This window comes from Fuerstiella sp. (assembly GCA_022447225.1).
Classification (GTDB): Bacteria; Planctomycetota; Planctomycetia; order Planctomycetales; family Planctomycetaceae; genus S139-18.
Genome location: JAKVAZ010000001.1, coordinates 50,757 through 72,263 on the forward strand (window position 1 = coordinate 50,757; position 21,507 = coordinate 72,263).

General features: G+C 56.4%; 13 protein-coding genes. 4 read left to right on the plus strand and 9 right to left on the minus strand.

Annotation, left to right across the window (positions count from 1 at the left end):
- Positions 1-83 precede the first annotated feature (83 nt).
- Complete coding sequence (locus tag MK110_00205) at positions 84-1,673, plus strand: D-aminoacylase (GenBank protein MCH2209693.1); 1,590 nt, start codon at positions 84-86, stop codon at positions 1,671-1,673.
- 153 nt (positions 1,674-1,826) lie between these two features.
- On the opposite strand, the gene MK110_00210 is transcribed toward MK110_00205, so the two are convergent.
- Genes MK110_00210 through MK110_00220 form a run of 3 tightly spaced genes read right to left on the minus strand, consistent with a single transcriptional unit; the run spans position 1,827 to position 6,251 of the window.
- Positions 1,827-2,972: a hypothetical protein gene (locus MK110_00210; GenBank protein MCH2209694.1), complete on the minus strand. Its 1,146-nt coding sequence runs from the start codon at positions 2,970-2,972 to the stop codon at positions 1,827-1,829.
- Positions 2,973-2,987: 15 nt separating this feature from the next.
- Positions 2,988-4,847, minus strand: a complete 1,860-nt coding sequence (gene sppA / locus MK110_00215; protein MCH2209695.1) for a signal peptide peptidase SppA — start codon at positions 4,845-4,847, stop codon at positions 2,988-2,990.
- 42 nt (positions 4,848-4,889) lie between these two features.
- Positions 4,890-6,251 carry a Gfo/Idh/MocA family oxidoreductase gene (locus MK110_00220; GenBank protein MCH2209696.1) on the minus strand — a complete coding sequence of 454 codons (1,362 nt, stop codon included), beginning with the start codon at positions 6,249-6,251 and terminating at the stop codon, positions 4,890-4,892.
- A gap of 451 nt (positions 6,252-6,702) precedes the next feature.
- Here MK110_00220 and MK110_00225 point away from each other — a divergent pair, with 451 nt between their 5' ends.
- The gene (locus MK110_00225; GenBank protein ID MCH2209697.1) at positions 6,703-7,770 is read left to right on the plus strand and encodes a succinylglutamate desuccinylase/aspartoacylase family protein; all 1,068 of its coding nucleotides are present in this window, start codon (positions 6,703-6,705) and stop codon (positions 7,768-7,770) included.
- Between the two features lie 4 nt (positions 7,771-7,774).
- Here MK110_00225 and MK110_00230 read toward each other — a convergent pair whose 3' ends face one another.
- The 4 genes from MK110_00230 to MK110_00245 form a co-directional block, all read right to left on the minus strand.
- On the minus strand, positions 7,775-8,842 hold the full coding sequence (locus MK110_00230; protein MCH2209698.1) for a substrate-binding domain-containing protein: 1,068 nt from the start codon (positions 8,840-8,842) through the stop codon (positions 7,775-7,777).
- A 58-nt stretch (positions 8,843-8,900) separates the two neighbouring features.
- Positions 8,901-9,890 carry an ABC transporter permease gene (locus tag MK110_00235; GenBank protein ID MCH2209699.1) on the minus strand — a complete coding sequence of 330 codons (990 nt, stop codon included), beginning with the start codon at positions 9,888-9,890 and terminating at the stop codon, positions 8,901-8,903.
- Positions 9,891-9,910: 20 nt separating this feature from the next.
- Positions 9,911-12,484 carry an ATP-binding cassette domain-containing protein gene (locus MK110_00240; GenBank protein ID MCH2209700.1) on the minus strand — a complete coding sequence of 858 codons (2,574 nt, stop codon included), beginning with the start codon at positions 12,482-12,484 and terminating at the stop codon, positions 9,911-9,913.
- Positions 12,485-12,951: 467 nt separating this feature from the next.
- A complete protein-coding gene (locus tag MK110_00245; GenBank protein MCH2209701.1) occupies positions 12,952-14,121 on the minus strand; it encodes a porin in 1,170 nt (389 codons plus the stop codon).
- Between the two features lie 721 nt (positions 14,122-14,842).
- Between MK110_00245 and MK110_00250 the strand changes: the two genes are divergently transcribed.
- Together MK110_00250 and MK110_00255 are read left to right on the plus strand one after the other, a co-directional pair.
- A complete protein-coding gene (locus MK110_00250; GenBank protein MCH2209702.1) occupies positions 14,843-15,847 on the plus strand; it encodes a DUF4380 domain-containing protein in 1,005 nt (334 codons plus the stop codon).
- Between the two features lie 39 nt (positions 15,848-15,886).
- Complete coding sequence (locus MK110_00255; protein MCH2209703.1) at positions 15,887-16,573, plus strand: isochorismatase family protein; 687 nt, start codon at positions 15,887-15,889, stop codon at positions 16,571-16,573.
- A 224-nt stretch (positions 16,574-16,797) separates the two neighbouring features.
- Here the strand turns inward: MK110_00255 and MK110_00260 are convergent, their stop codons facing one another.
- Positions 16,798-18,174, minus strand: a complete 1,377-nt coding sequence (locus MK110_00260; protein MCH2209704.1) for a DUF1552 domain-containing protein — start codon at positions 18,172-18,174, stop codon at positions 16,798-16,800.
- Positions 18,171-21,473 carry a DUF1592 domain-containing protein gene (locus tag MK110_00265; GenBank protein ID MCH2209705.1) on the minus strand — a complete coding sequence of 1,101 codons (3,303 nt, stop codon included), beginning with the start codon at positions 21,471-21,473 and terminating at the stop codon, positions 18,171-18,173. The genes MK110_00260 and MK110_00265 overlap by 4 nt, the downstream gene beginning before the upstream one ends.
- Positions 21,474-21,507: the final 34 nt, after the last annotated feature.

Genomic DNA, 21,507 nt, shown 5'->3' on the forward strand with positions numbered 1-21,507 from the left:
CGGAAGACACCAACGTATTGCAGGATGTTTCCTGCAGCCAAAGCCTGATCTTCAATTCACTCTCAGGGAAAGTGCGAACGCACATGGCAGAATTTGACACAGTGATTCACGGGGGCACGATTATTGACGGTTCCGGTGCACCGGGCCTTCGCGGTGACCTGGGCATCAACGGTGATCGCATCTCCCGAATTGGTTCCCTGGACGCTTCCAGTGGTGACGTGGCCATTGATGCGGCCGGGCAGATGATCGCTCCAGGGTGTGTGGACGTGCATAACCACTCCGACGGCTGGCTGCTGAGAGAACCCCATTTCCTGCCCAAGATCAGTCAGGGCGTCACAACCGAAGTGATCATGGCTGACGGGATCTCCTACGCTCCGGTGGCAGCGGAAACGACACCGGAGTGGATTCATTATCTGCGTTCCATCAATGCACTCACCATCCCCGAGTACACCGGCTGGGAAACCATTGCCGAGTACATGCAGTGCCTGGACGGCCACACGGCTCAGAACGCCATCGCACACATTCCTTATGCCAACGTGCGAACACTGATCATGGGATGGAGGCGAGATCCTGCAGATGACGTCCAGAAGCAGATGATCCAGGCCGAAGTGCGGCGGGGGATGGAAGACGGTGCGGTGGGAATTTCGACGGGCATCGATTACGTGGCCCAGTCGTTCTGCACGACCGATGAGATCGTCAGCGCCTGCCAGGCAATGGCCGAATACAACGGTCTTTACGTTACCCACGTGCGGTATAAGAAAGGTCTGATCGAAGGCATCCAGGAAGCGGTGGAGATCGGCAAACGTGCGGGTGTCGCCGTTCATATTTCCCACCTGAAGGCCAGGACACCTGAACTCGCCGAACAGGTCCTGGATTACATCGACCGCGTTGCGGTGAATGAAGTCGATTTTTCATTCGACGTGTATCCCTATCTGCCTGGCAGCACGATGCTTCATTCACTGCTGCCGTACGATGTCTGGGAAGACGGCCCGCTGCGGGTGCTTCCAAAACTCGCAGAACCGCGAGTACGGCGACTGGTGGCCGCCACCATGGCGAGTCTTGGCGATCTGGACGGCGTGCGGCTGGCCTGGTGCGCCTCCAAAGAAAACTCACAATACCAGGGTCTGACGGTGGGAGAATATGTACGGCACACCGGAAAGAGCGCTGCGGATGCCGTCTGTGATCTGTTGATGGAGGAAAATCTGGCCGTACTGGCCGTCTTCGGTCCTGGCACTTCCGATCAGGATGTCGACAGCGTTGTGGATCCGTTCCTGCAGCATGACCGGTTCATGCTGGGAAGTGACGGAATCTACTACCCGGACGGTGTTGTTCATCCGCGTGTCTACGGTTCTGTCCCGCGTCTGCTTGGTCCGCTGGTTCGCGAACGGAAACTGTTCACTCTGGAAGACGCGGTGCGCAAGGCTGCCGGCTATCCGGCCGAACGATTCGGTCTGACCGATCGCGGACTTCTGCGAGAAGGCGCGTTTGCCGATTTGTTTGTCTTCAATCCGGATACAATCCGCGATACGGCGACTTACACAGACCCGCATCAGATTGCTGAAGGAATCGATACGGTCATGATCAACGGACAGCTGGTGTTGTCGGCGGGCGCGGCGGTTGGCGCTGAACAGCAGGACCAGCCGGGGCGTGCCCTGCGATATCGCAGTCAGTGATTGATCCCTACTGACGTTTCACAGTGGCCGGGGTCAACTTAAGCACGCCCGCGGCAGGCCAAGCCGGAGAGACCTCGGCGCGTGAGAACTCAAAGCCCGGCCGCATGACTGATCAGCTCAGACAAACGCAGACTGGCTGAAACCCGCAGGAAATTAGTTCCTGGGTCGAATGACTCGCACCTTGTGAGCCCCCGTGTCACCAATGAACACTTCGCCCACAGCCGGATCAACACCCACTCCGTGAAGTCTGGCCATCCGGCTGCGCAGTGGATCTCCGTCCGGGCCGTCTCCTGGTTCTCCGGTTCCGGCAATCAGACGCAGGATCGGAGGCGTTGTGTTGAGGTCGATGGCCCGCAGGGTGTGGCTTTCTGTATCGGCCAGAAAGACCAACTGACGAACTTCATCAACCACGATCCCCTTGGGACCCGAAAGCGTTGCGTCCACAGCAGGACCGTTGTTTCCGGTGAAGCCTTTTGTTCCCGTTCCGGCCACGTGCCGGATCACCCCCGCCTGCCGGTCGAACCTGACAACCTGATTTCCTTCCCGCAGGGCCAGCCAAAGATCGTTTTTCGAATCGACAATCAAAGCCCGCGGCCCTTTGAGCGGAGTCAGAGGCGAGATGGCCGCGCCATCGGCCGGTCCTATCTTTTGACCGGTTCCGCAGTAAGTTGAAATTTTTCCGGTGCCCATGTCGACTCGACGAATTCGGTGGTTGCCGATATCACAAATCAACAGGTTGTCGGATGCATCCAGCACGATACTGTGGGGCCGACTGAGCTGTGCCTGGTCGGCGGGTCCTCCATCCCCGGCGAATCCCTGCACGCCCGTCCCGGCAACGGTGGAAATGATGCCGGTTTCCGCATCAATCCGTCGCACGATGTGGTTCATCATTTCCACGATGAAAATGTGGCCGTGTCGGTCAAAACGGATCTCATACGGTTCGAATAACCTGGCTTCGGTCGCCGGACCGCCGTCACCGGAATACCCGCTGCGACCGCCCTGCCCTGCGATGGTGGTGATCACGCCGGAAACTCGATCAATCCTGCGAATAACGTGATTACCGGTATCACACAAATACAGCTGACCGTCCGGCCCAACCTCAACACCGAACGGCTGATTGATCTGCGCCGCCGTGGCCGGGCCGCCATCACCGGAAAATCCGGGTTCTCCGGTTCCGGCCAGAGTCACAATTTCCTGATGATCGCCGCTGTGGACGTGATCGCCGCTGTGGACCTGATTGGCACTGTGGACGGATGCCGTCAGTAAGAGGGCAATGGCTGGTATCAACGATCGCTTCATGGCCGGGCCAGGCATTCAGTTTGTGATGATCGGCATGGTGAGTGACACTCGCTCCTTTTGCAGTACGAGTAACTGCAGCAGAGCCTGTTTAATGGCGGTGACACGTCGAAGGTCAAGCCGCTGCAGCAGCGGCAGGGCAGCCTCCAGAGCCGCCGGGATCTGCATTTGGTTCAATGATAAATTCTTCCCGTCATCCTCAGGGCCCGTCATGTCATTCATCAGCTGCTGCATGAAATTCTTCGGCCGCGGCACAATACGCACATCGTAACCTGGTTTGAGCTCTGCTTTTTCTGCAGCCAGAGCAATGGCATCGTTCAATCCCCCCATGTGGTCGACCAAGCCAAGTTCCTGAGCCTGTCTGCCGCTGTACACACGTCCACCGGCGATCTCATCGATGGGCTGACTAAGTCGATCGCCGCGACTGCGGGTCACGTGGCCTTTAAAGACTTCGTACGTTTCATCCATATAACTTCGAATCGCCGTTCGTTCTGAATCAGAGAACACTTCCGCGGAACTCAGCATGGCCGCATTCCTTCCGCGTTTGACGGGGGTAAAACGGATCCCCAGCCTGTCCCACATTGCCGTGGTGGCGAATTTGCCCACCACAACACCGATGGAACCGGTGATCGTTGAAGCCTCCGCAAAGATGGTGTCCGTACCGCAGGCCACGTAATAACCTCCACTGGCTGCCACATCTCCCATGGACACGATCAGCGGTTTGTTGGCGGCCACACGCCGGGACGCATTCAGAATCACTTCGCTGGCCACCGCGGATCCACCAGGCGAATTGACTCGAAACACGACAGCCTTGACGGCATCGTCTTCTGCCGCTTCGTCAAGTGCCCGGCGGATGTCATCAGAGAACGCGGCAGCGTCTGCCAGAAGCGGGTTACTGCCACTGCTGCCCGGCATAATGGCGCCTTCCAGATAGACAATGGCGACCCCCGGTTTTTTGCTGCGGCGCGGCTTTGAGGGAGCCAGCAGTTCGGCATAGAAACTCAGCATTCCGAAGGGAGAAGAAAAATCGATTTCAGTTGACGATTTCCTGGCATAGCGACGGTCAAACTTCAGTCTGTCACCATACAGATCTTTAAGTCGTCTCTCAAAATCCTGATGATGTTCCACCACATCGATGATTCCGGCCTCAGCCGCACGTTCTGCCGTGAACACCCCCTGATCAATCCATTCCTGCGCCTGTTCAGTCGTCACTCCCCGACCGCCGGCAATCATGGAAACCGTGTTGTCCCAAATGCTGTCGTACAACCACTGCGACATTTCCGCAGACTCATCACTGGGTTCATGCCGCATGAACATTTCGGCGGCACTCTTGTAGTCCCCGCAGGTGAAGTAGTCCGGTACCACGCCGATTTTGTCCAGCAGTCCCCTCAGGAAGACCTGTTCCCCGTACAGCCCCGTGATAAACATGTGGCCGGTTGGCACCATGCTGACTTCACTGGCGTGACTGATCAGAGCCAGTTCAGCGGTGGAAAACAAATCCGTATGGACGTGAACCTTTTTCCCTGCGTCCTTAATTGCTTCCACCGACCGCACGAGTTCTTCGAGTTGAGCCCGTCCGATGGTGATGTTACCAGGCTGCAGCACGATGGCCGGAACGTTCTGATCGTCTTTGGCCTTCGCCAGACGTGTCAGCAGGCTGTGCAGGGATTCGGACTGCCGGTCACCAAAGGCAAACGGAAAATCTTCCGGCACGGGCCGTTCGGGAATGGCTCCCGACAGTCGAAACACGGGAACAACCGTTCTTGTGCGATTGTTCCTGACAGCAGACGGCGTCTGATGTTTTGTCTCATCCGCGCGGACCAGACCAACGGAACACAGCAATGCCAGCGTGATTGCCGGCCGGATCATTCGTATCATGCCTGAACCCTTTCACAGGTAAACCCGTTGACGCGCACCCGCTCAGGCATAAATGGAATACTCAGGCCGCTGCTCGCGCTTGAGCATCGCAGTGGCCTGACTGTCGTCGGTGAAGGTTTCTTTTTGGGGATCAAAGGTCAGCTTTCGGTCCAGGATCATGGCGATGTTTGCCAGATGGCAGACACTCACCGACCGATGATGTGTAAACGGATCGGAAATCGTCAGACCGCCATCTCTGATACAGTCGAAGAAGTTGTGCATGTGAGCTCCGGCCCTGTCGTCATTTCCGTTTTCTCCGGACGGATCCTTCCCGTGACACAACTGAATGATCTGGTCGTTAATCCGGTCTTCGTCAGCCGCCGTCAGTTCTTCCACCGGTTTTCCGGTTAACCCGCCGCGGTTGACCCGAATCCGACCCTGATCCCCCGCGAGGATCAGTTCGTTTTTGCCACTGTAAAGACGGCACACCTGTCCGTCGGCAAAAGTCAGGCTGCAGTCAAAATCGACGGCCACGTTGTAGCCGTTTGGAATGTTCGGATAACTGCCGTGACCTGAAATACTCACAGGCCCCGTGTTTTCCAGGCCAAGAGCCCACAAAGCGATATCCATGTGATGGACACCCCAGTCGGTGACCTGACCTCCTGAGTATTCCAGCCACCAGCGGAAATCGTAGTCACAGCGTTCTTTGCAGTACGGTACCGCAGGTGTCGGACCAAGCCACATGTCCCAGTCGAGTTCGGCCGGCGGATCGGATGTTGCAAACGGACCTCCCTGGGTCCCGGTTCCAACCGAAACAAGTGCGTGCAGTTTGTCACCCAGTCGACCACTGCGGGCGATGGCAACCGCTTTTAGAAAATCCCGACCAAACTCACTGCGCTGCTGCGTTCCCACCTGAAACACCAAACCCGTATCTCTGACAACCTGATTCAGCTGCCGGCCCTCGTCCACGGTCAGACTGACGGGCTTTTCACAGTACACATGTTTGCCGGCACGCAAAGCGTCGATGGCCACCTTCACGTGCCAGTGATCCGGTGTACCGATTGTCACCGCATCGATGTCTTTCCGATCCAGCAGTTTTCGGTAGTCCTGAAAGACCTCAATGTCTTTGTTCAAATGATTTTTGAAGAACTCACCATGCTTCAGGTTAACGTCTGCCACGGCGACCGTTTCTCCCAAAGTCGCTGCCTGCAGGGCAATCGTCATGCCGCGGCCCGGATGATCGCCGGACCCCGTGTAACGATTTGTATACACACCCGTGCCGATCGCACCCAGCACAATGCGGTCACTGGCCGGCACCTGAGCGGTCGCGTTCTTTCGCCACCAGACCGGCAGGGCCAGGGCCCCGGCCGCTGCAGACGTTGATGTCAGAAAATCACGACGAGTGGATGCATTATTGCCTGCCATGAATGTCATTCCTCTGATAATCCGGGTCGATGAACTTCGGTCTGCATCTTAACGCACACACAACACAAAAAGTAGAACTCAGCCGTCATTGAACTCCGCACTGTTATCTTCCAACACCGCCATCGGATCGTCAAACAGGCTGATTTTTCGATTTGTCTGATTCGGTCTGACCTTATTGGAGATTTACCGGCAACTCGGAGTCACTTTGATGAACCCCGGCCGCACACATCCCCTGGGAGACGCACACGAAACCTGTACCGATTGAAATTTCAGTCGTGGAGTGCCGTGAGTCTCACGGTATTTGGCAGATTTTGCGAATCGCGGACCGAACGGCTCACGCCGTTTCGTTACAAAGTGAATGCTGTTGACCGCGGACTTCCAGGCTGCGTTCTGCGGTGATCGCCGCTCCGCATTTGTGTCACACACTGTAAACCCCTGCTGAGAAACCAATATGAATCAGCGACAGGAATTTGACTTTGATCGGCTGCCTGCCGGTACCAAACAGGCCTACCGGTTAACGGTGAACGTTCGGGAATCGTGTGATCTCGCAGACACCATCGAAATGATTTCCGGTGACCTGTGTCTGAACGAAAGCATTCAAAGTGAAATCGACCGTGCGTTTCGTGACGGGACTCTTTCCATCCCGGTACTGGCGGTTCGCGGATCTCATCCGGGTCAAACCCTGGTGACCACCGCCGGAATACACGGCGACGAATATGAAGGCATGGAAGCCATTCATCGAACCTTTGATGCACTCGACCCGTCTTCAGTAAGCGGAACTTTCGTCGCCGTTCCGGCGGTAACGCTTCCCGCCTACTGGATGGCCTGTCGGGTCAATCCTCTGGACGGACGCAACATGGCTCGTGTCTTTCCGGGTACGACGGATGGAAGTGCCAGTCAGCGTCTGGCCGCTCGCCTGCTGGATCGTGTCCTGCGTCACGCCAGCCTGTATATTGATCTACACAGTGCCGGTCGAGGATCACACTGGGTGACTTTATGCGGGTACTCCGACTATGGCAGTCAGGTCAGTACGGCTCGCGCAGCCGCCAGATGTTTTGGGGCACCTTTCATCTGGGAGCATCCCCACGATCCGCAGACCGGCGGTCGTACGCTCTCGGCGACCAACGAGCTGGGGATTCCGTCGCTTTATACCGAAGCCCGCGGCGGGGGTCATGCACGGCCTGAAGATGTCGACTGTTACACTCGGGGCCTCGCCAATCTGTTGCAGTATCTGGACATCGCGGATCTGCCGGTTGCCGGCCGCCCTGAATCGTACAGCCCGACAGAACTGTGCGGATCGGGCAACACCGACACAGCACTTCGTGTTTCCCGGGCCGGGCTGGCCTGGATGCAGGTGCAGCCGGGAGACCGCATCCGCGCCGGTCAGAAGATCGCCTACGTTCGTGACCTGGAAGGCAACATCATTGAGGAAGTCGCCAGTCCGCAGGATGCATTCGTGGTGGGAGTCCGGGCCATGCCGCGTGTTTTTGCCGGCGATAGTCTGGTGATACTGACTTAAAGCCTCAGAAATCAAAATCGTCGATGTTGGCCTGACTGAAGATCAGTGGCGGCCCGAGAATGGCCTGTCCGTCACGGACTTCGATCTCTTTGAGGCGACCGAAGTCATAGGTACCCGGTTCGAGGCCACCATTTGCCATGCGGCGGGCCACGTGGACGGTGAGGTACCCCAGATCGACCGGGCTGAACAGTACAAATTCGTCAATGGTACCGTCCTTAACGTATTCCCGCATGGTGTTCGGCAGACTCAGACCCGTGACGAAAATCTGTTGGGCTTTGCCGGCATCGCGAACCACCTTTGCAACCGCGGGCAGTGACACCGAAGTAATTCCCCAGATGCCTTTGATGTCAGGATTCGCCGCCACAGCTTCTGCTGCCTGTTCCTGTGATTTTTGATGATCTTCTCCCGGATACAGCGGTTCAAGGAGTTTGATTTCGGGATATTTTTCTTCAATACGACGTCGCATGAACTCCATCCACACGTTTTGATTGGCTGCCGTCGCCGTTCCACTGACGATCAGATAATCACCGGCCAGGTCTCCGCCGCGACGTTTGATGCCTTCCGCCATCACGTCCGTCAGCGCGTAACCGATTGATTCGGGGACGCATTGATTGACAAAGATCGGGCGTTTGGATGTTTGCGGATTTGCGTCGGTATCCCAGGTCACCACAGTCACACCGGCTTCCTGTGCATTTTTCAGAGTGCGGGCCACGCCGTCCGGATCGTTGGGAGCGACCGCAATCACGTCGAATCCCTGAGCCACCCAGCCGTCCAACATGCGGATCTGATCTTCAGAACGTGATTCGGTTGGCCCGTCATAAATCAATTCCACACCGAGTTCAGCAGCCGCTTCTTTTGCTCCCCGACCGGTCGCATCAAAAAAACTGATGCCCATCAATTTGGGCATCATCCCGATTCGCAGTGATTCACCGGCAGACGTTGCAGAGGAATCCGAACGGTCACCGGTCAACGGTTCGGAATCGGCGCATCCCAACAGCAGCAGGCATGACACCAGAGAAGTCACCCGAAAAATGGTTCCGGTTTGACGAGCTTGACGAATGAATCCGATCATCTGTTGTTTGCTCCGTGGACTTCAATACGGCAGGTTGTTGGTTCGCACACGCATCAGATCATCCGTTCTGCCCCCGCCCTGATGTCAGCAGCGCAGATCGATCTTTGTCCCGAGTTGCTTTTTCGTTGAGGACGGCGACCACCATCAGCAGGACGCCAATCACAATCAGCCGTGACTCCCCGGTCAGCCAGCTGATCCGGCTGCTCAGAAAATTCAGGCCGACGTCCAGGTTCGACACAACGGCCAGGCCCAGAACGGTTCGCAGGACTCCTCCGCGTCCACCGGTAATCAACGTGCCTCCAATGACGACACAGGCAATTGCACTCAGTTCGACTCCCATCTGCGCATCCGGCAACACGACATCCTGTTTGATTGCGTTGGAAATCGCAACCAACGCGCACATCAGTCCGCTGACCGAATACAACAGCCATTCCACTCGTGCGACGGGAACCGCAGCAAACCGACTGGCAGTCCGGTTGTCGCCAATCGCGAAACACGACCGGCCGAACCGGGAAAAATGAACAACAACAAAGCACGTGATCACAGTCACCAGAAGCAGCCAGAACTGAATCGGGATTCCCTGGATCCTTGTCAGATCAGTAAAGGTTTCCGGAAACCGGTCCACCTGCTGTGCATTGGAAATGGCCATGGCAAGTCCGCGAAAGAAGGCCATCGTGGCCAAAGTCGCCACCAGCGGAGGCATCCCGATCACAACCAGCCAGCCATTCAGTGAACCTGCCAGAGTGCCTGTGAACACGGCTGCGAGGGTGGCCATCCAGATCGGCCATTCCGCATCATGCCACAGGACTCCCAGCACCATTCCCGACAGAGCCACGATCGAACCGACTGACAGATCGATGCCACCGGTGAGGATAATGGGTGTCATCACGACGGCCAGACAGCCAACTTCCGCCCAGGGTGAAAAGACGGTCCACAGATATCGGGGATTTTGGGCATTGGCGGCCACCATCCACACAGCGGCCGTCAACAGCATCCACGGTACCAATCCGGCCGTACGGGCCAGGAGTGTTGGCGCACGAGTTACCATCCTTTTGTTCATGGTGGTGTTCATTGGCGACGACGTCTCCAAACCAGATCCAGCAGAACGGCGGCAAGCAGCAGTGTACCCACCACCAAATCAACTTTTGGTCCCGAAACGCCCCAGCGCACCAGCGCACTGTTGACCAGCCTCAGCAGGATGGCGGCCAGGACCACCCCAGGAACAGAACCACGACCACCGGTGATGGCCACTCCGCCGATGACGGCAATGGCGATGGCCTGCAGTTCCCATCCTGCTCCCAGACGAGCCTGCATCTGTGTATTCAGTGACAATTCCAGTACTCCCGCCAGACCGGCCAGGGCACCACTCACGCCAAACGCGGTCAGCCACACGCGGGTCTGTGAGATACCTGCCAGACGCGAAGCGACGGGTGAAGAACCAAACGCGTACAAATGACGTCCCGACGGGGAGCACTTCAGCCAGACTGCGGTGAGACACACGACAACAGCCGAGATTGCCAGAATGCCGCGAAAGCCGGTGCCAGGATCGACGGCAAGTCGAGTGAAGCTGCCGGGTAGTCCGGTGAGTGCCGTGCCGCCCAAAATCACAATGACAAGGCCTCGGTAAACCGTCATCGTGCCCAGGGTGACCACAATCGGATGCACACGCCCAATCAGCGAAATCGACGCGTTCAGAAGACCTCCGGCCGTACCAACCAGAATCCCGACCCCCACCGCCAGGGGGATTCGCAGGACATCAGAGACATCAAGCTGCAGCACCCGGCCGCAGCACACCGCCGACAGGGCAACCACGGAGCCAATGGAAATGTCGATTCCGCCGGCGATGATCACACATGCGGCGGAAAGTCCCAGAAGTGCCCACAGCGGAGCGTATGTCGCGAGATTCGTGAGCCCTGACATAATGTCTTGCGAACCGGTGCTGCCGGCGGCCAGACAAAGCCACAGACCAAGCGTCACCACCGCCAGTCCGAATTCATTTCCTGAACGCAGCGAGCGGACACGGGACGGGCGGGTCTGAACAGCCGATCGTGTGACAGTTGTACTCACAGGACTGTCAGAATCAGTTCCGGACGACGTCTGCGTTGCCGCCGGAAGTGCTGCACCGGCAACGTCGGACGGCGACGCCTGTCGCGGATCGAATTCGCCGGAGACCGAACCTTCACAAAACACGATAATCCGGTCACTGTTTTGCATGATCTCCGGCAGCTCTGAACTGATTAACAGTACCGCGCAGCCGCCGTGGGCCAGATTGCGGAGTCGCCGGTGGATTTCAACTTTGGCGGCAACATCGACCCCTCGGGTTGGCTCGTCCAGGATCAGCACTCGGGGCTCATTCAGCAGCCAGCGTCCCAGTACGACTTTTTGCTGATTCCCACCCGAAAGGTCGCCAATTGACTGCTCCATCGAATTCAGCCGCACGTCCAGTCGGCGCACAATCTCATTGGTTGCAGCACGTTCGGGGCCGGGGATTGCAAGCAGCCCGGATCCCCGACGCCATAAGCCGGCCAGCACGCAATTTGCCCGAACAGACAGACCTCGACAGATGCCCTGTCTCAGTCGATCTTCCGGCAGGTAGGCAATCCCGGCGTCCAGTGCGTGTCCGGGTGAACGAATGGCCTGACGGCGGCCGTCGACTTCCACCTGACCGGCGGCAATCGGTTTCAGCCCAAACACACAGTGTGCCAGTTCTGTACGCCCGGCCCCCACCAGTCCATACACTCCCAAGACTTCGCCTGCGGCCACGGTAAGACTCACATTACGAACCTGACCGTCTGCATCGCTGAGTCCTTTGATCTGAAGCCGCGCCGGCGGAGGATCTGCGGCAACCGATTTTTGCTTTTGATGCTGTGCGGTATCAACATTCGGGTTTGCTGCAGCTGGCTGGTCTCTGCCAACCATCAATTCCACCAGACGGTTTCTGTTCAGTTCCGATTTGGCTCCGGTCCACACGGCCTGTCCGTCCCGAAGTACGGAAATCCGATCGGCCAGTCGAAAAATCTCGTCCTGCCGATGCGAGATGTAGATGATCCCGGCACCTGCCGTTTTGAGTCGTGTGATCTGCGTGAACAGCCATTCGGATTCTGCCGTGGACAGAGCGCTTGTCGGCTCGTCAAGTATTACAATGCGTGATTCCTGAGTCACAGCCGCGGCCACCTGAATCATGTGGCGGCGGGCGACACTCAGTCGATCAGCCGGCGCGTCGACATCGATCGGTTCGCCGATCCGGTCAACAGCAGCCTGCGACGAGTCCCGCAAGGCTTTCCAGTCGACCAGCCCGAATCGTCCGGTTGGCAGACCCAGCACCAAGCCCCTGTTCTCAGCAATCGACAGCGTGGGAAACAGCTCGGCTTCCTGATGGACTGTCACGATGCCGCGTCTGCGAGCTTCAACAGGATTCGTCAGTCTGACTTCGTGATCATCCAGCAACACCATGCCGGAATCGGGCTGGAGGACTCCGGAAATCAGGTTGATCAGCGTACTTTTTCCAGCACCATTTTCACCCACGATCGCGTGGACTTCGCCACTCCGCAGATCGAACGACACGGAATCGACAGCGACGACACCGGGATATGTCTTCGTGACATCAACAAGTCGCAAAACGGCAGCGGGCGGCTCGGTCACCACTGGACCAATCGTGGATCGATATAAATGAGTTGACAGACTGACTGTGAGACAATGTCACTTCGCATGACTGGCTTCGTTCCACAGTCGCCGCATGATGGTTCATTAACCGGGCACATTCCAGTCCCACACCCGATTGTGCGAGGCAGCTTCCCGAGACGTGAGTGTTTGCGCAACACAACGGGCATCAATCACCGCGCTTCGTTTCGCAGACACCATTCCGTGTGGCCAGACTCCCGGCCTGACGGCAGACCGTAATACCCCCTGCGAAGTCCGCAGGACGAGAAGCAGGATGCTTATATACAAGCCGAAGACCACCCACGAAAGAAAGAGCCAACGTGCTGGCCAGTTAACGATTTTGGGATGGCCTCGTTGAAACACATTACAAAAACGCCCGCCTGCCGTTACAGGCAGACGGGCGTTTTCAGTTTTAAACTCCTGACCCAACTATGCTCCAAGGCACATTGTCAGAAGACCAGAATGGCATCGACACCGAACACCGCATCGTCCCTTCCATCAACATTGGTATCGGGTTGAAACCGAACTTCAGGACGAATCACGATGTTGTCTGTGGGCCTGACATTCACGCCCAGAGTCGTTTGGAACTGACTTGCGCCATCGTCGTCAATCCATTCAAAGCGACCACCCACGGAGAAGGTATCGTTCACGTCGTAGAACAGGTACTGAGTGATTGCCACGTCATTGTCAATGTCACCATCCGATTCTTCCATATCCTGGAAGTCGCTCTGAATCACATAGTTCAGTTTGCATGTTACAGCAATATCCAGCAACAGCATGTGACCGTAGCCTTCTCCCTCACGGCCCATGTCGCCGGCTGTTGTGACGTAGGTGAACGTCGCATTATCCGTTACAGCCGTACTGAAACCACCAAGGAAGTTACTGCCGCCTTCACGCTGATCAAAGCCGGTATCCCAGCCCAGGGTCCACCCGGCATAAACATTGGTGTCACAAGACACGGCATAGGTACCCAGGGCACCCGTATGAGTTCGGGGTTCAATCCAGTCCAGAGACTTGGAACGACTGTAGAAGAAGTTGTCCGGAGAAGTCACCCGTTCATAACCCATGATCGAAAAGAAGTGACCAGCCTTGACGCTTAAGTCGCCACTGGCCATTTCAACGTACAGCTGAGGAAGCGCAAATCCGTACGGGCCGTGGTCGAATCCGTTTCTGTAATCCCAGTTGCCGGGATTGTTACCATCTGAATCCGTGTCGTCTGCATCGATACCGTACATGACGTCGGCGCGGAAACCAAAATCAAGACCATTTCGACCGTCAGCCACTCTTTCGGCGTAGAGCCACCCCTGATGCAGGTTGATGTTGCCTGATTCATCGTTAAACACACCGTCCTCGCCATTGTGATAGCCCACCTGGGTCCAGCCACCGAATGTGATCCCGCCGGCACCGGTCGTGCAGCAACCTTCACCGCATTCGGAAAGAGAGCACGACGATTCGTCACCGCATGCCGATTCACCGCAGCAGCTCAGTTTTGCCAGCTGATCGGTCAGCAGATTACCTGAACCGGAGAAAAGTCCGCCGGCATATGAAGGCGCAGAAAAACAGCACCCTCCAATGATGACAGCACTCGCAAGAACTGTCTTCCATGATTGATTCAACATCGAAACCTCCCTGACGCGTATTGCGTGTACAGCCTTCAAGAGTGCCTGTTTATATTTCATGCTTGTGTTGGGACATTCGCATCGACACGTGATGTGACCGTCAGCGTTGAAATATAAATTCCGGCAACAATTGCCGGAACCAGGCGGGCGCAAACAGTTACCGGTGTTGTGTATCGGTCGTCAAACCTTCCAATACTTTGACCTGTTAACGCGGTGTTGGTGAAGCTCTGTCAGGAATCAACAGGGCTCACTCAGAATTGATGAGATGCGCAAAGTCAGGCTAATTAATGGAAGAAAGACGATCAGTAATATCCGCACAGAATCATGCGCTGGTGCAAAAATCGCTTTCCTTTCATTGCGGAGCTGTTCTAAGGGCGGTCATGTTGATTTTTGACTGAGCAGGAAATTCGTGGAAAGTGTCTGATTGACTTAATGGTTTCATGGGGACTTAGGTGGCAATGACTGGACACGAACCAGACGGCTGCTGGTGTGTTTCAATTTGCCGAACCAGTGAGCCCAAAGCCATCCTGCACTTTCCACACGTTCGTGAATCCTCAAGACGGTTCCCGCAATTGCCGGGTGGCCGTATTGGAAGCAGGATTTGCTGCAACGGTCAGACGATTTACAGAATTGAAGCCTTTTGCATAATGGCGACCATGTTGAAGAACCAGGGGACCGTCTTCCTGGTAAGTCGGCCAGAATACTGAAAGGGACTCAACCGATGAAGCCAATGACACTTTGGATCATTCTGTTGGTAACCGTGAGTTGTCAGATTGTGTCCCCTGTGGCTCAGTCGCTGGAGCCTGGTGCCAAAGTTGTCCGTTACTACGGGTATGACGATTGCATCCTTCTGGAGAATCAGACAACGATGGCGGTGCTTTGTCCGGCCGCTGGTGGACGAGTATTGCAGTATTCAGTCAACGGAAAGGCTGTGCTGTATCTGCCTCCCGGTGACGAGGGCTGGACCCTGAAACCCGGTGGTCAGCAGGGCTCAATGACCGCCGGCCGCTTTGACATCGGCCCTGAGCAGACGATTGCAGCACACCCCCGGCTGTGGGCGGGTCGCTGGTCAGGTAAGGTCACCGGCCACAGGTCGGCGCGTCTGACGAGTGTCAAAGATCAGCCAACCGGTGTACAGCTGATCCGTGATTTTGAACTGGCAGAAGATTCATCGCGACTGACGTGCACACAGACAATCAGGAATGTCTCGAACGAAACAACAGAGTATTGTCACTGGAGCCGAACGTTTGCTCTCGGTGGAGGAATCTGCGTGATCCCGCTCACCCGGCCCAGCCGATTTCCTCATGGATATGTGATGTATGGACCAGGACCGGCGATTAACTTTCGTCCCGAGGATCCTCACATCAACGTACGCGACGGATTCCTGGAGATTACTTCCGCACCACGGTTTCCGAAGCTTGGAATGGACAGCTATGCCGGGTGGTTTGCTTATCTGATGAAAAATGACGTGATGTTCGTCAAGCAGTTTGCCACGTTTCCGGATCGCGTCTACAACGAAGTGGCCGGGCTGACGATTTCCATCTGGTATCCCGATGCAGAAATGTGTGAGCTGGAACCCATCGGTCCGCGTGAAAAACTGGCGCCTGGCGAGTCGGCCTCCTTTACCGAAATCTGGTCGCTTGTGCCGCACAAATATCCTCCCGCCGGGACGCACGCGGATACTCAGAGGATTGCGGCTGAGGTCTCTGCTATTGGCGGTCCCTGAATATTTCAGTCAACCTTCAGAAGTAAACAGCCTGAGATGATGAACACCGATGAAGACGCCCTGCGACTGCTGGGCGAAGCACTGCAGTCTGTTGACGAATACTACGATCAGAGAGGCATCTTTCAGGATCGATTTGAGTTCGGATCAAAGCCGGCAATCGTTGTGGTTGATTTCGCCTATGGCTGGACAGATGACGCGTATGCAGGCGGCAGCGCAAGACTTGACGGACCCGTTGAGCAAACACGGCGGCTGCTTGATGCCGGGCGACGCGAAAAACTGCCCGTCATTTACACCACCTCGCCGTATCGGAACCAGGGCGGTGATCATCCGTTCAAATCGGCGGCAGATGTTTCGCCCGATTTTCGATCATGGGATAAGCGGGCCTGTCAGATCGACGAAAGAGTAATGCCTCAGCCTGAAGACCTCGTCCTTGAAAAAGAAAACGCCAGCGCCTTTTTTGGAACTCACTTGGCAGCGTATTTGATCCAGCATCAGGTTGATACAGTGCTGATTACCGGATGCAGCACCAGTGCCTGCATCCGTGCCACCGCCACGGATGCCAAGAGCTATCGATTTCGTCCGATAATCGTTCGTGAGTGTGTGGGTGATCGCTCAGCCGTCTGTCACGAATTTACTCTGCACGACATCCAGGCCCGATTTGCGGACGTAGTCTCACTGGACGAAACACTCAACTATCTGTCGGAACTCGGTCAACCCGGCGAGTAGGCCTGGTTTGGTCACAGACCTGTTGAATGGGTTGCACTGTGTAGATCAGTGCATGTTGCACTGTGCGTTCAGTGTATTCAGTCGTAACAGCCCGATATTCAGCAGTAGTTGTGCACAGTAACAGTCCATAGTAACAGCAGCGCTTCCGGTGGTTACAGCTCACTCATTGGCCGTCCTGCCGTTCCCCTGCCTGGAACAGAGTCGGTCCACGGCTGCCGCACAGATCAAAGATCATCAAGACGCCGGTCACTATCTCCGAATTCAGGCAGAGTGACCCCCATCCTGTCCAGGAGTGACAGGTACAGGCTACATGCGCGACGTTCGTCTTCGGGCCGGTCAAGCAGGTCCAGTACACGACCGGGGTTCAGCGACCCGCCGCCGCCACCAGCCAGTACCATTGGCATCCGGTCGGCCTGATGTTTGTCACCGTCAAACAGATTCGAACACAACAGCAGTAATGAGCTGTCCAGAAGTGACTGGCCGCCTTCGTCGACCGCCTGAAGACGCTCAAGCAAATACGCGAACTGCCGCACGTGAAACTGATTGGTTTTCAAATACATCGCCTCAAGCTGTGGATCACGGCCGTTGTGTGTCAGATCCAGGTGCAGACTGCCCTGTACCCCATCCAGAAATCCAAAGTTCATCTGCGACAGATCATTATTCAGCATACATGTGGCGATCCGGGTACGATCCATGCGGAACGCCAGCACAATCAGATCCAGCATGAGCTTCATGTGCTCCGGCACGTCCTGGGGGAGTGCGTCTGCCGGACGAGTCATGTCCGGACGGGTGAGCGCCGGATTCCAGCCTTCAAGCCGCCCGTCATCGGCAGCCCGATCGATTCGTTTTTCGATGTCGCGGATTGATTCCAGATACTCATCAAGTTTGACACGGTCCGTCGGTGAAATCCGAGGTTGCAGTGACCGTGCGTCCTCCAGCACCTGATCCAGAATGCTGCGGTCAAGCTGACGATCGCCACCATGACCCACGATCAAATCGAACACCCGGGACGGATAAATCTCTTTGGTAGCCGGCCGGGTTGCAGATCCCCAGGAAATGCAGGAACCGTAAATCATTGACAAACCGTCTTCCAGCCGCAGTTCTGTGGGTTCGATCCCCAACACCAGACCGGGAATGGCCGTTTGATGACCAATCCGCTGCGCCATCAGCTGATCCATGGTTTGCCCCACACGGATGTCACTCTGATCAAGACTCACCCAGGCACCAGACAACAGATTGGGCATCCGCCCCAGATGGACGCTGGAGTTCCTGACCGACTGGGCATTGAACAACCCGTCAATCACGGTGATGTTTTCGCGGTGCGGCATGAGCGGTTGCAGACCCGGTCCCAGTTTCATCTCCTGACCGTGTCCTGTTGCCCACCAGTGAATCGGTTCGACACCGTTGGAAAAATAGATGCAGGCAAAACGTCGCGGAGGCCCCGACGAATCACGGCTCGCCTGCTTGCCGGATTCCGCACGAAGAGTCAGCGAAGGCAGCCACGGCAAACCAAGACTCAACCCGGCGCTGCGGAGAAACGGACGTCGAGACAGGCCCGATGACCAGTGAGTGGATTCAGTCGCCGACATGTGGTTTGTCATTCTGATGAGCGTTCCACGGAAGCAGAACCAACCCGTCCATGATACCGAAACTGGCGGCTGAGAACGATCCTTTTTACTAGCCCCGTGATTCCGCCGTCCTGACTCAGATGCTCTGTCATTTCGTCCAGCAACGGTAAATCTCCAATTGCTTCCTGTCGGCCGAGCGCATAGCTGAGCAGTTTGGTGCTGAGTGTCTGATGGAATGACGGTCGTTGCTGTTTCAGATAATCGTGAAGTTCCTGATCACCGGCAATGCGGGTCCCGTCACGCAGCTCACCGGACGTATCGATCGGAGTCCCGTCACGATACGTTTCCCGCCACCTGCCAAGCGGGTCATACTTTTCCAGAGCAAATCCCAGGGCATCGATGCGAGAATGACAGTTGGCACACGAAGTGTCAGAACGATGTGCCTCCAGACGCTGTCGCACCGACAGACCGTCGGCCAGAACATCGTCGGCAGGAATCGACCCGGCATCGGCAGGAGGCGGAGGAACGGGCGTTCCCAGTGTACGACGCAGGATCCAGTCTCCACGTTTCACAGGACTTGTTCGCATGGGCGCGGAAGTGGCCGTCAGCACGGCTCCCAGTCGCAGCAGGCCGCCTCGATGATGCTCTGTCAATCCCACCACTTTCTGAAAGTCGTCCTCCTGTTCAACCGGACCGGCCGGAACTGCCTGTAACCCGGCATTCGAGGCCTTCGGCTTTGGCTCGGAAGTGTTCACAGGGCCAGCCTGTGAAAATGCCTTTTGACTGCCGCCGCATGCCGATTGCCATTCTGCTTCCAGTCCGTAATGAGCCGCAAGTTCTGCGTTCAGAAACGAGTAATCAGCGAACAGGATTTCGTTCAGTGGAAGGTCATTGCGAATGATATGGTCAAAGAAAGCAATCGCTTCGCCATACATTGAGGACTTCAGACGCTGCGAAAACTCAGGGAACCGATCGGGGTCAATCCCGCGATACCCGTCAAAACGATAAAAGCCAAACCACTGTCCGAAGAATTCAGCTGCAAATCTCTTTGCCCTCGGGTCCCTGAGCATCCGCCGCGACTGCTGCACAAGATACTGCGGGTGCCTGAGTTCCCCGGCATCAGCCGCCCGCCGTAATTCGGTATCCGGCAGAGACGACCACAGGAAATAACTCAGTCGACCGGCGATTTCATGATCCGTCAGTGGCAGCGGTTGACTGGCTGCATCGGACGGATTCTGTTCGCTCACACGTTCGGCTCGATACAGAAAGTCAGGAGAAACCAGGATGCGTGAGATAAGAGCGCGAACGGCAGACCGATGGTCGAGTGAATCGGCTCGCAGTGACACATAAAAATCGCTCAGTCGATTTTTTTCTGCGTCTGACAGCGGACGGCGCCAGGCCCGACTCGCAAATTCAGCAACGTCGTGTCTGTGCTGATCCTGAGCCAGATGGAATGCCTGCTGAATCGAATCCTGACTGTGTCGCAGCTGCCGCACAAACGGCTGCACGTCCGGCGGGAATTTGGAAATTCCGGCGTTGTCCAGATCTGCTGTCAGACGTCTGTCCAGGTCCACCTGAAACTTGTCGGCGAGGAACAGTAACCACGCATCATGAAACTCAAATGACCCCAATAAATCTGTCCAGGCCTCGTCCAGGCGGATACGCGTGGCGTCGTCCAACATTTTTTCCACCAGAAACCGGTCGTCGCGATGGTACTTGATTCGAGTGTGGTAGTGGTTCCGTTCGGGATTGTTGTACGACGATTCAACAGGCGCAGGAATCGGATCACGATCGGAAGGAGCCGGCTCATACTGGGACACCTGAGGCAACTGTCGGGCGAAATCAAGCACACCGGACTTCCAGTCCGCAAAGGAGGACTGCTCCGGATTTGCCAACATCCCGGATACCGACATTCCCTGATCCGTTTTTTCCAGCTGAGCCAGCGTACAGCGAACGATACAGTCCTCCCCGTGATCCACATCCAGTTCAGCTGTCACCTCCAGGATGGCAAGTCCGGCACCGGCGGGAATCTGCATCTCGAATCGCAGCGGACTGGTACCGACGGTGACGAAGTCCTCCGGACCAGCATTTCCTCCGCCGGGATGGGTGCCGAAATTGAGGCGGGTTGCCGAGTCGGCAGTGACCAGTCCGTGCAAAGGCTGCGGATCCTTCAGCGGTCTGTCGTCAAAATAGAACAGCACCTCCGGCTTTCTCCAGATAATCACGGCGTCCGGATTTCTGTCAGGAACGGCCGAATCAACGGACAGAACAAGCTGAGCGGTATGCGTTTTTTGAGACCAGTTCACATTCATCGTGAACGCCAGCGTCCGCTGCACATCGAACTGATCCGCCCGCAGCACGGGAGCTTCTTCCTTGGCATCCGGATTTGCACCGAAACGGTTCTGCCAGTCATGCATAACGGCTGCAATCTGATCACACTGTTTGCGAACAGACTTCATCTGCTGTTGGCTGCGACCGTTCGGAATCGGCAGCTGAGACCAGGACCGAACGATTTCCGATGTTGGAAATGTGGGTGTCTGCTGCGTCATGACCTCATAGATGTGCTCAACAAACCGCCGTTCGATACCGACGTCCGCTGCAATCGAATCCGGCGTCAGAGGGCTGTTACCAAACTGCCCGCGATGCTGCATCATCCACGCGGCGTAAAACGCCCGGGGATACTTATCCAGGCCAAACGGCTCTCCACCCTCACCGGCAGCCGACCGAAAACCACAAGACCGATAAATGTCCTGAATTCGGGTGATGGCAGACAATTCAAAACCCGTCTGTCCCGGATCCTGATGAAACGTGAGCGGGCCGGCTCCGATGACCAGATGCAGAGCAACCTGATTGGCGGCTTCCAGGTAACGTTCCAGTGTTGAGTCCTGAATGAACTGGGCGATGCCCGTATTGGTGAAACCCGCGCCACCCACCGCATCGCTGACAAAATCACGCTGGATGTCCAGGTCCAGTCCGGTCAGATCGCGAATCGTATAACCGTATTCGGCACTCGTCAGACGACGGATGACGACTTTGCCAGGATCTCCTTTGTGTTTCTGAATTGCCTCCCGCAACCTGCTGCGAATCCCATTCAGCAGCCGCAGTCGGACTGCGGGATCCGGTTGTTCTGCATCCCTGGGCGGCATGGATCCCGCCTGCAGCTGATCCGCCACTTTCTGCCATTCCTGAAAGTCGCCGGCATACGACACACGGGATGTCATCTGCTGCAGGTTGATGCCCGCGGCAGCTTCTTCATTTCCGTGACAGTCCAGGCAATACAGCCGCAGGATCTGCGGAGGAGGATCAGGATCATCGGCAGACAGCTGTGACATCGGCCACACGGCACCACAGCAAATCAGGCACACC

Coding starts and splice junctions, on each gene's coding strand:
- MK110_00255 (MCH2209703.1), top strand. CDS start 15,887: ATGAACACCGATGAAGACGCCCTGCGACTGCTGGGCGAAGCACTGCAG.
- MK110_00225 (MCH2209697.1), top strand. CDS start 6,703: ATGAATCAGCGACAGGAATTTGACTTTGATCGGCTGCCTGCCGGTACC.
- MK110_00245 (MCH2209701.1), bottom strand. CDS start 14,121: ATGTTGAATCAATCATGGAAGACAGTTCTTGCGAGTGCTGTCATCATT.
- MK110_00205 (MCH2209693.1), top strand. CDS start 84: ATGGCAGAATTTGACACAGTGATTCACGGGGGCACGATTATTGACGGT.
- MK110_00220 (MCH2209696.1), bottom strand. CDS start 6,251: ATGGCAGGCAATAATGCATCCACTCGTCGTGATTTTCTGACATCAACG.
- MK110_00230 (MCH2209698.1), bottom strand. CDS start 8,842: ATGATCGGATTCATTCGTCAAGCTCGTCAAACCGGAACCATTTTTCGG.
- MK110_00235 (MCH2209699.1), bottom strand. CDS start 9,890: ATGGTAACTCGTGCGCCAACACTCCTGGCCCGTACGGCCGGATTGGTA.
- MK110_00210 (MCH2209694.1), bottom strand. CDS start 2,972: ATGAAGCGATCGTTGATACCAGCCATTGCCCTCTTACTGACGGCATCC.
- sppA (MCH2209695.1), bottom strand. CDS start 4,847: ATGATACGAATGATCCGGCCGGCAATCACGCTGGCATTGCTGTGTTCC.
- MK110_00265 (MCH2209705.1), bottom strand. CDS start 21,473: ATGTCACAGCTGTCTGCCGATGATCCTGATCCTCCTCCGCAGATCCTG.
- MK110_00260 (MCH2209704.1), bottom strand. CDS start 18,174: ATGACAAACCACATGTCGGCGACTGAATCCACTCACTGGTCATCGGGC.
- MK110_00250 (MCH2209702.1), top strand. CDS start 14,843: ATGAAGCCAATGACACTTTGGATCATTCTGTTGGTAACCGTGAGTTGT.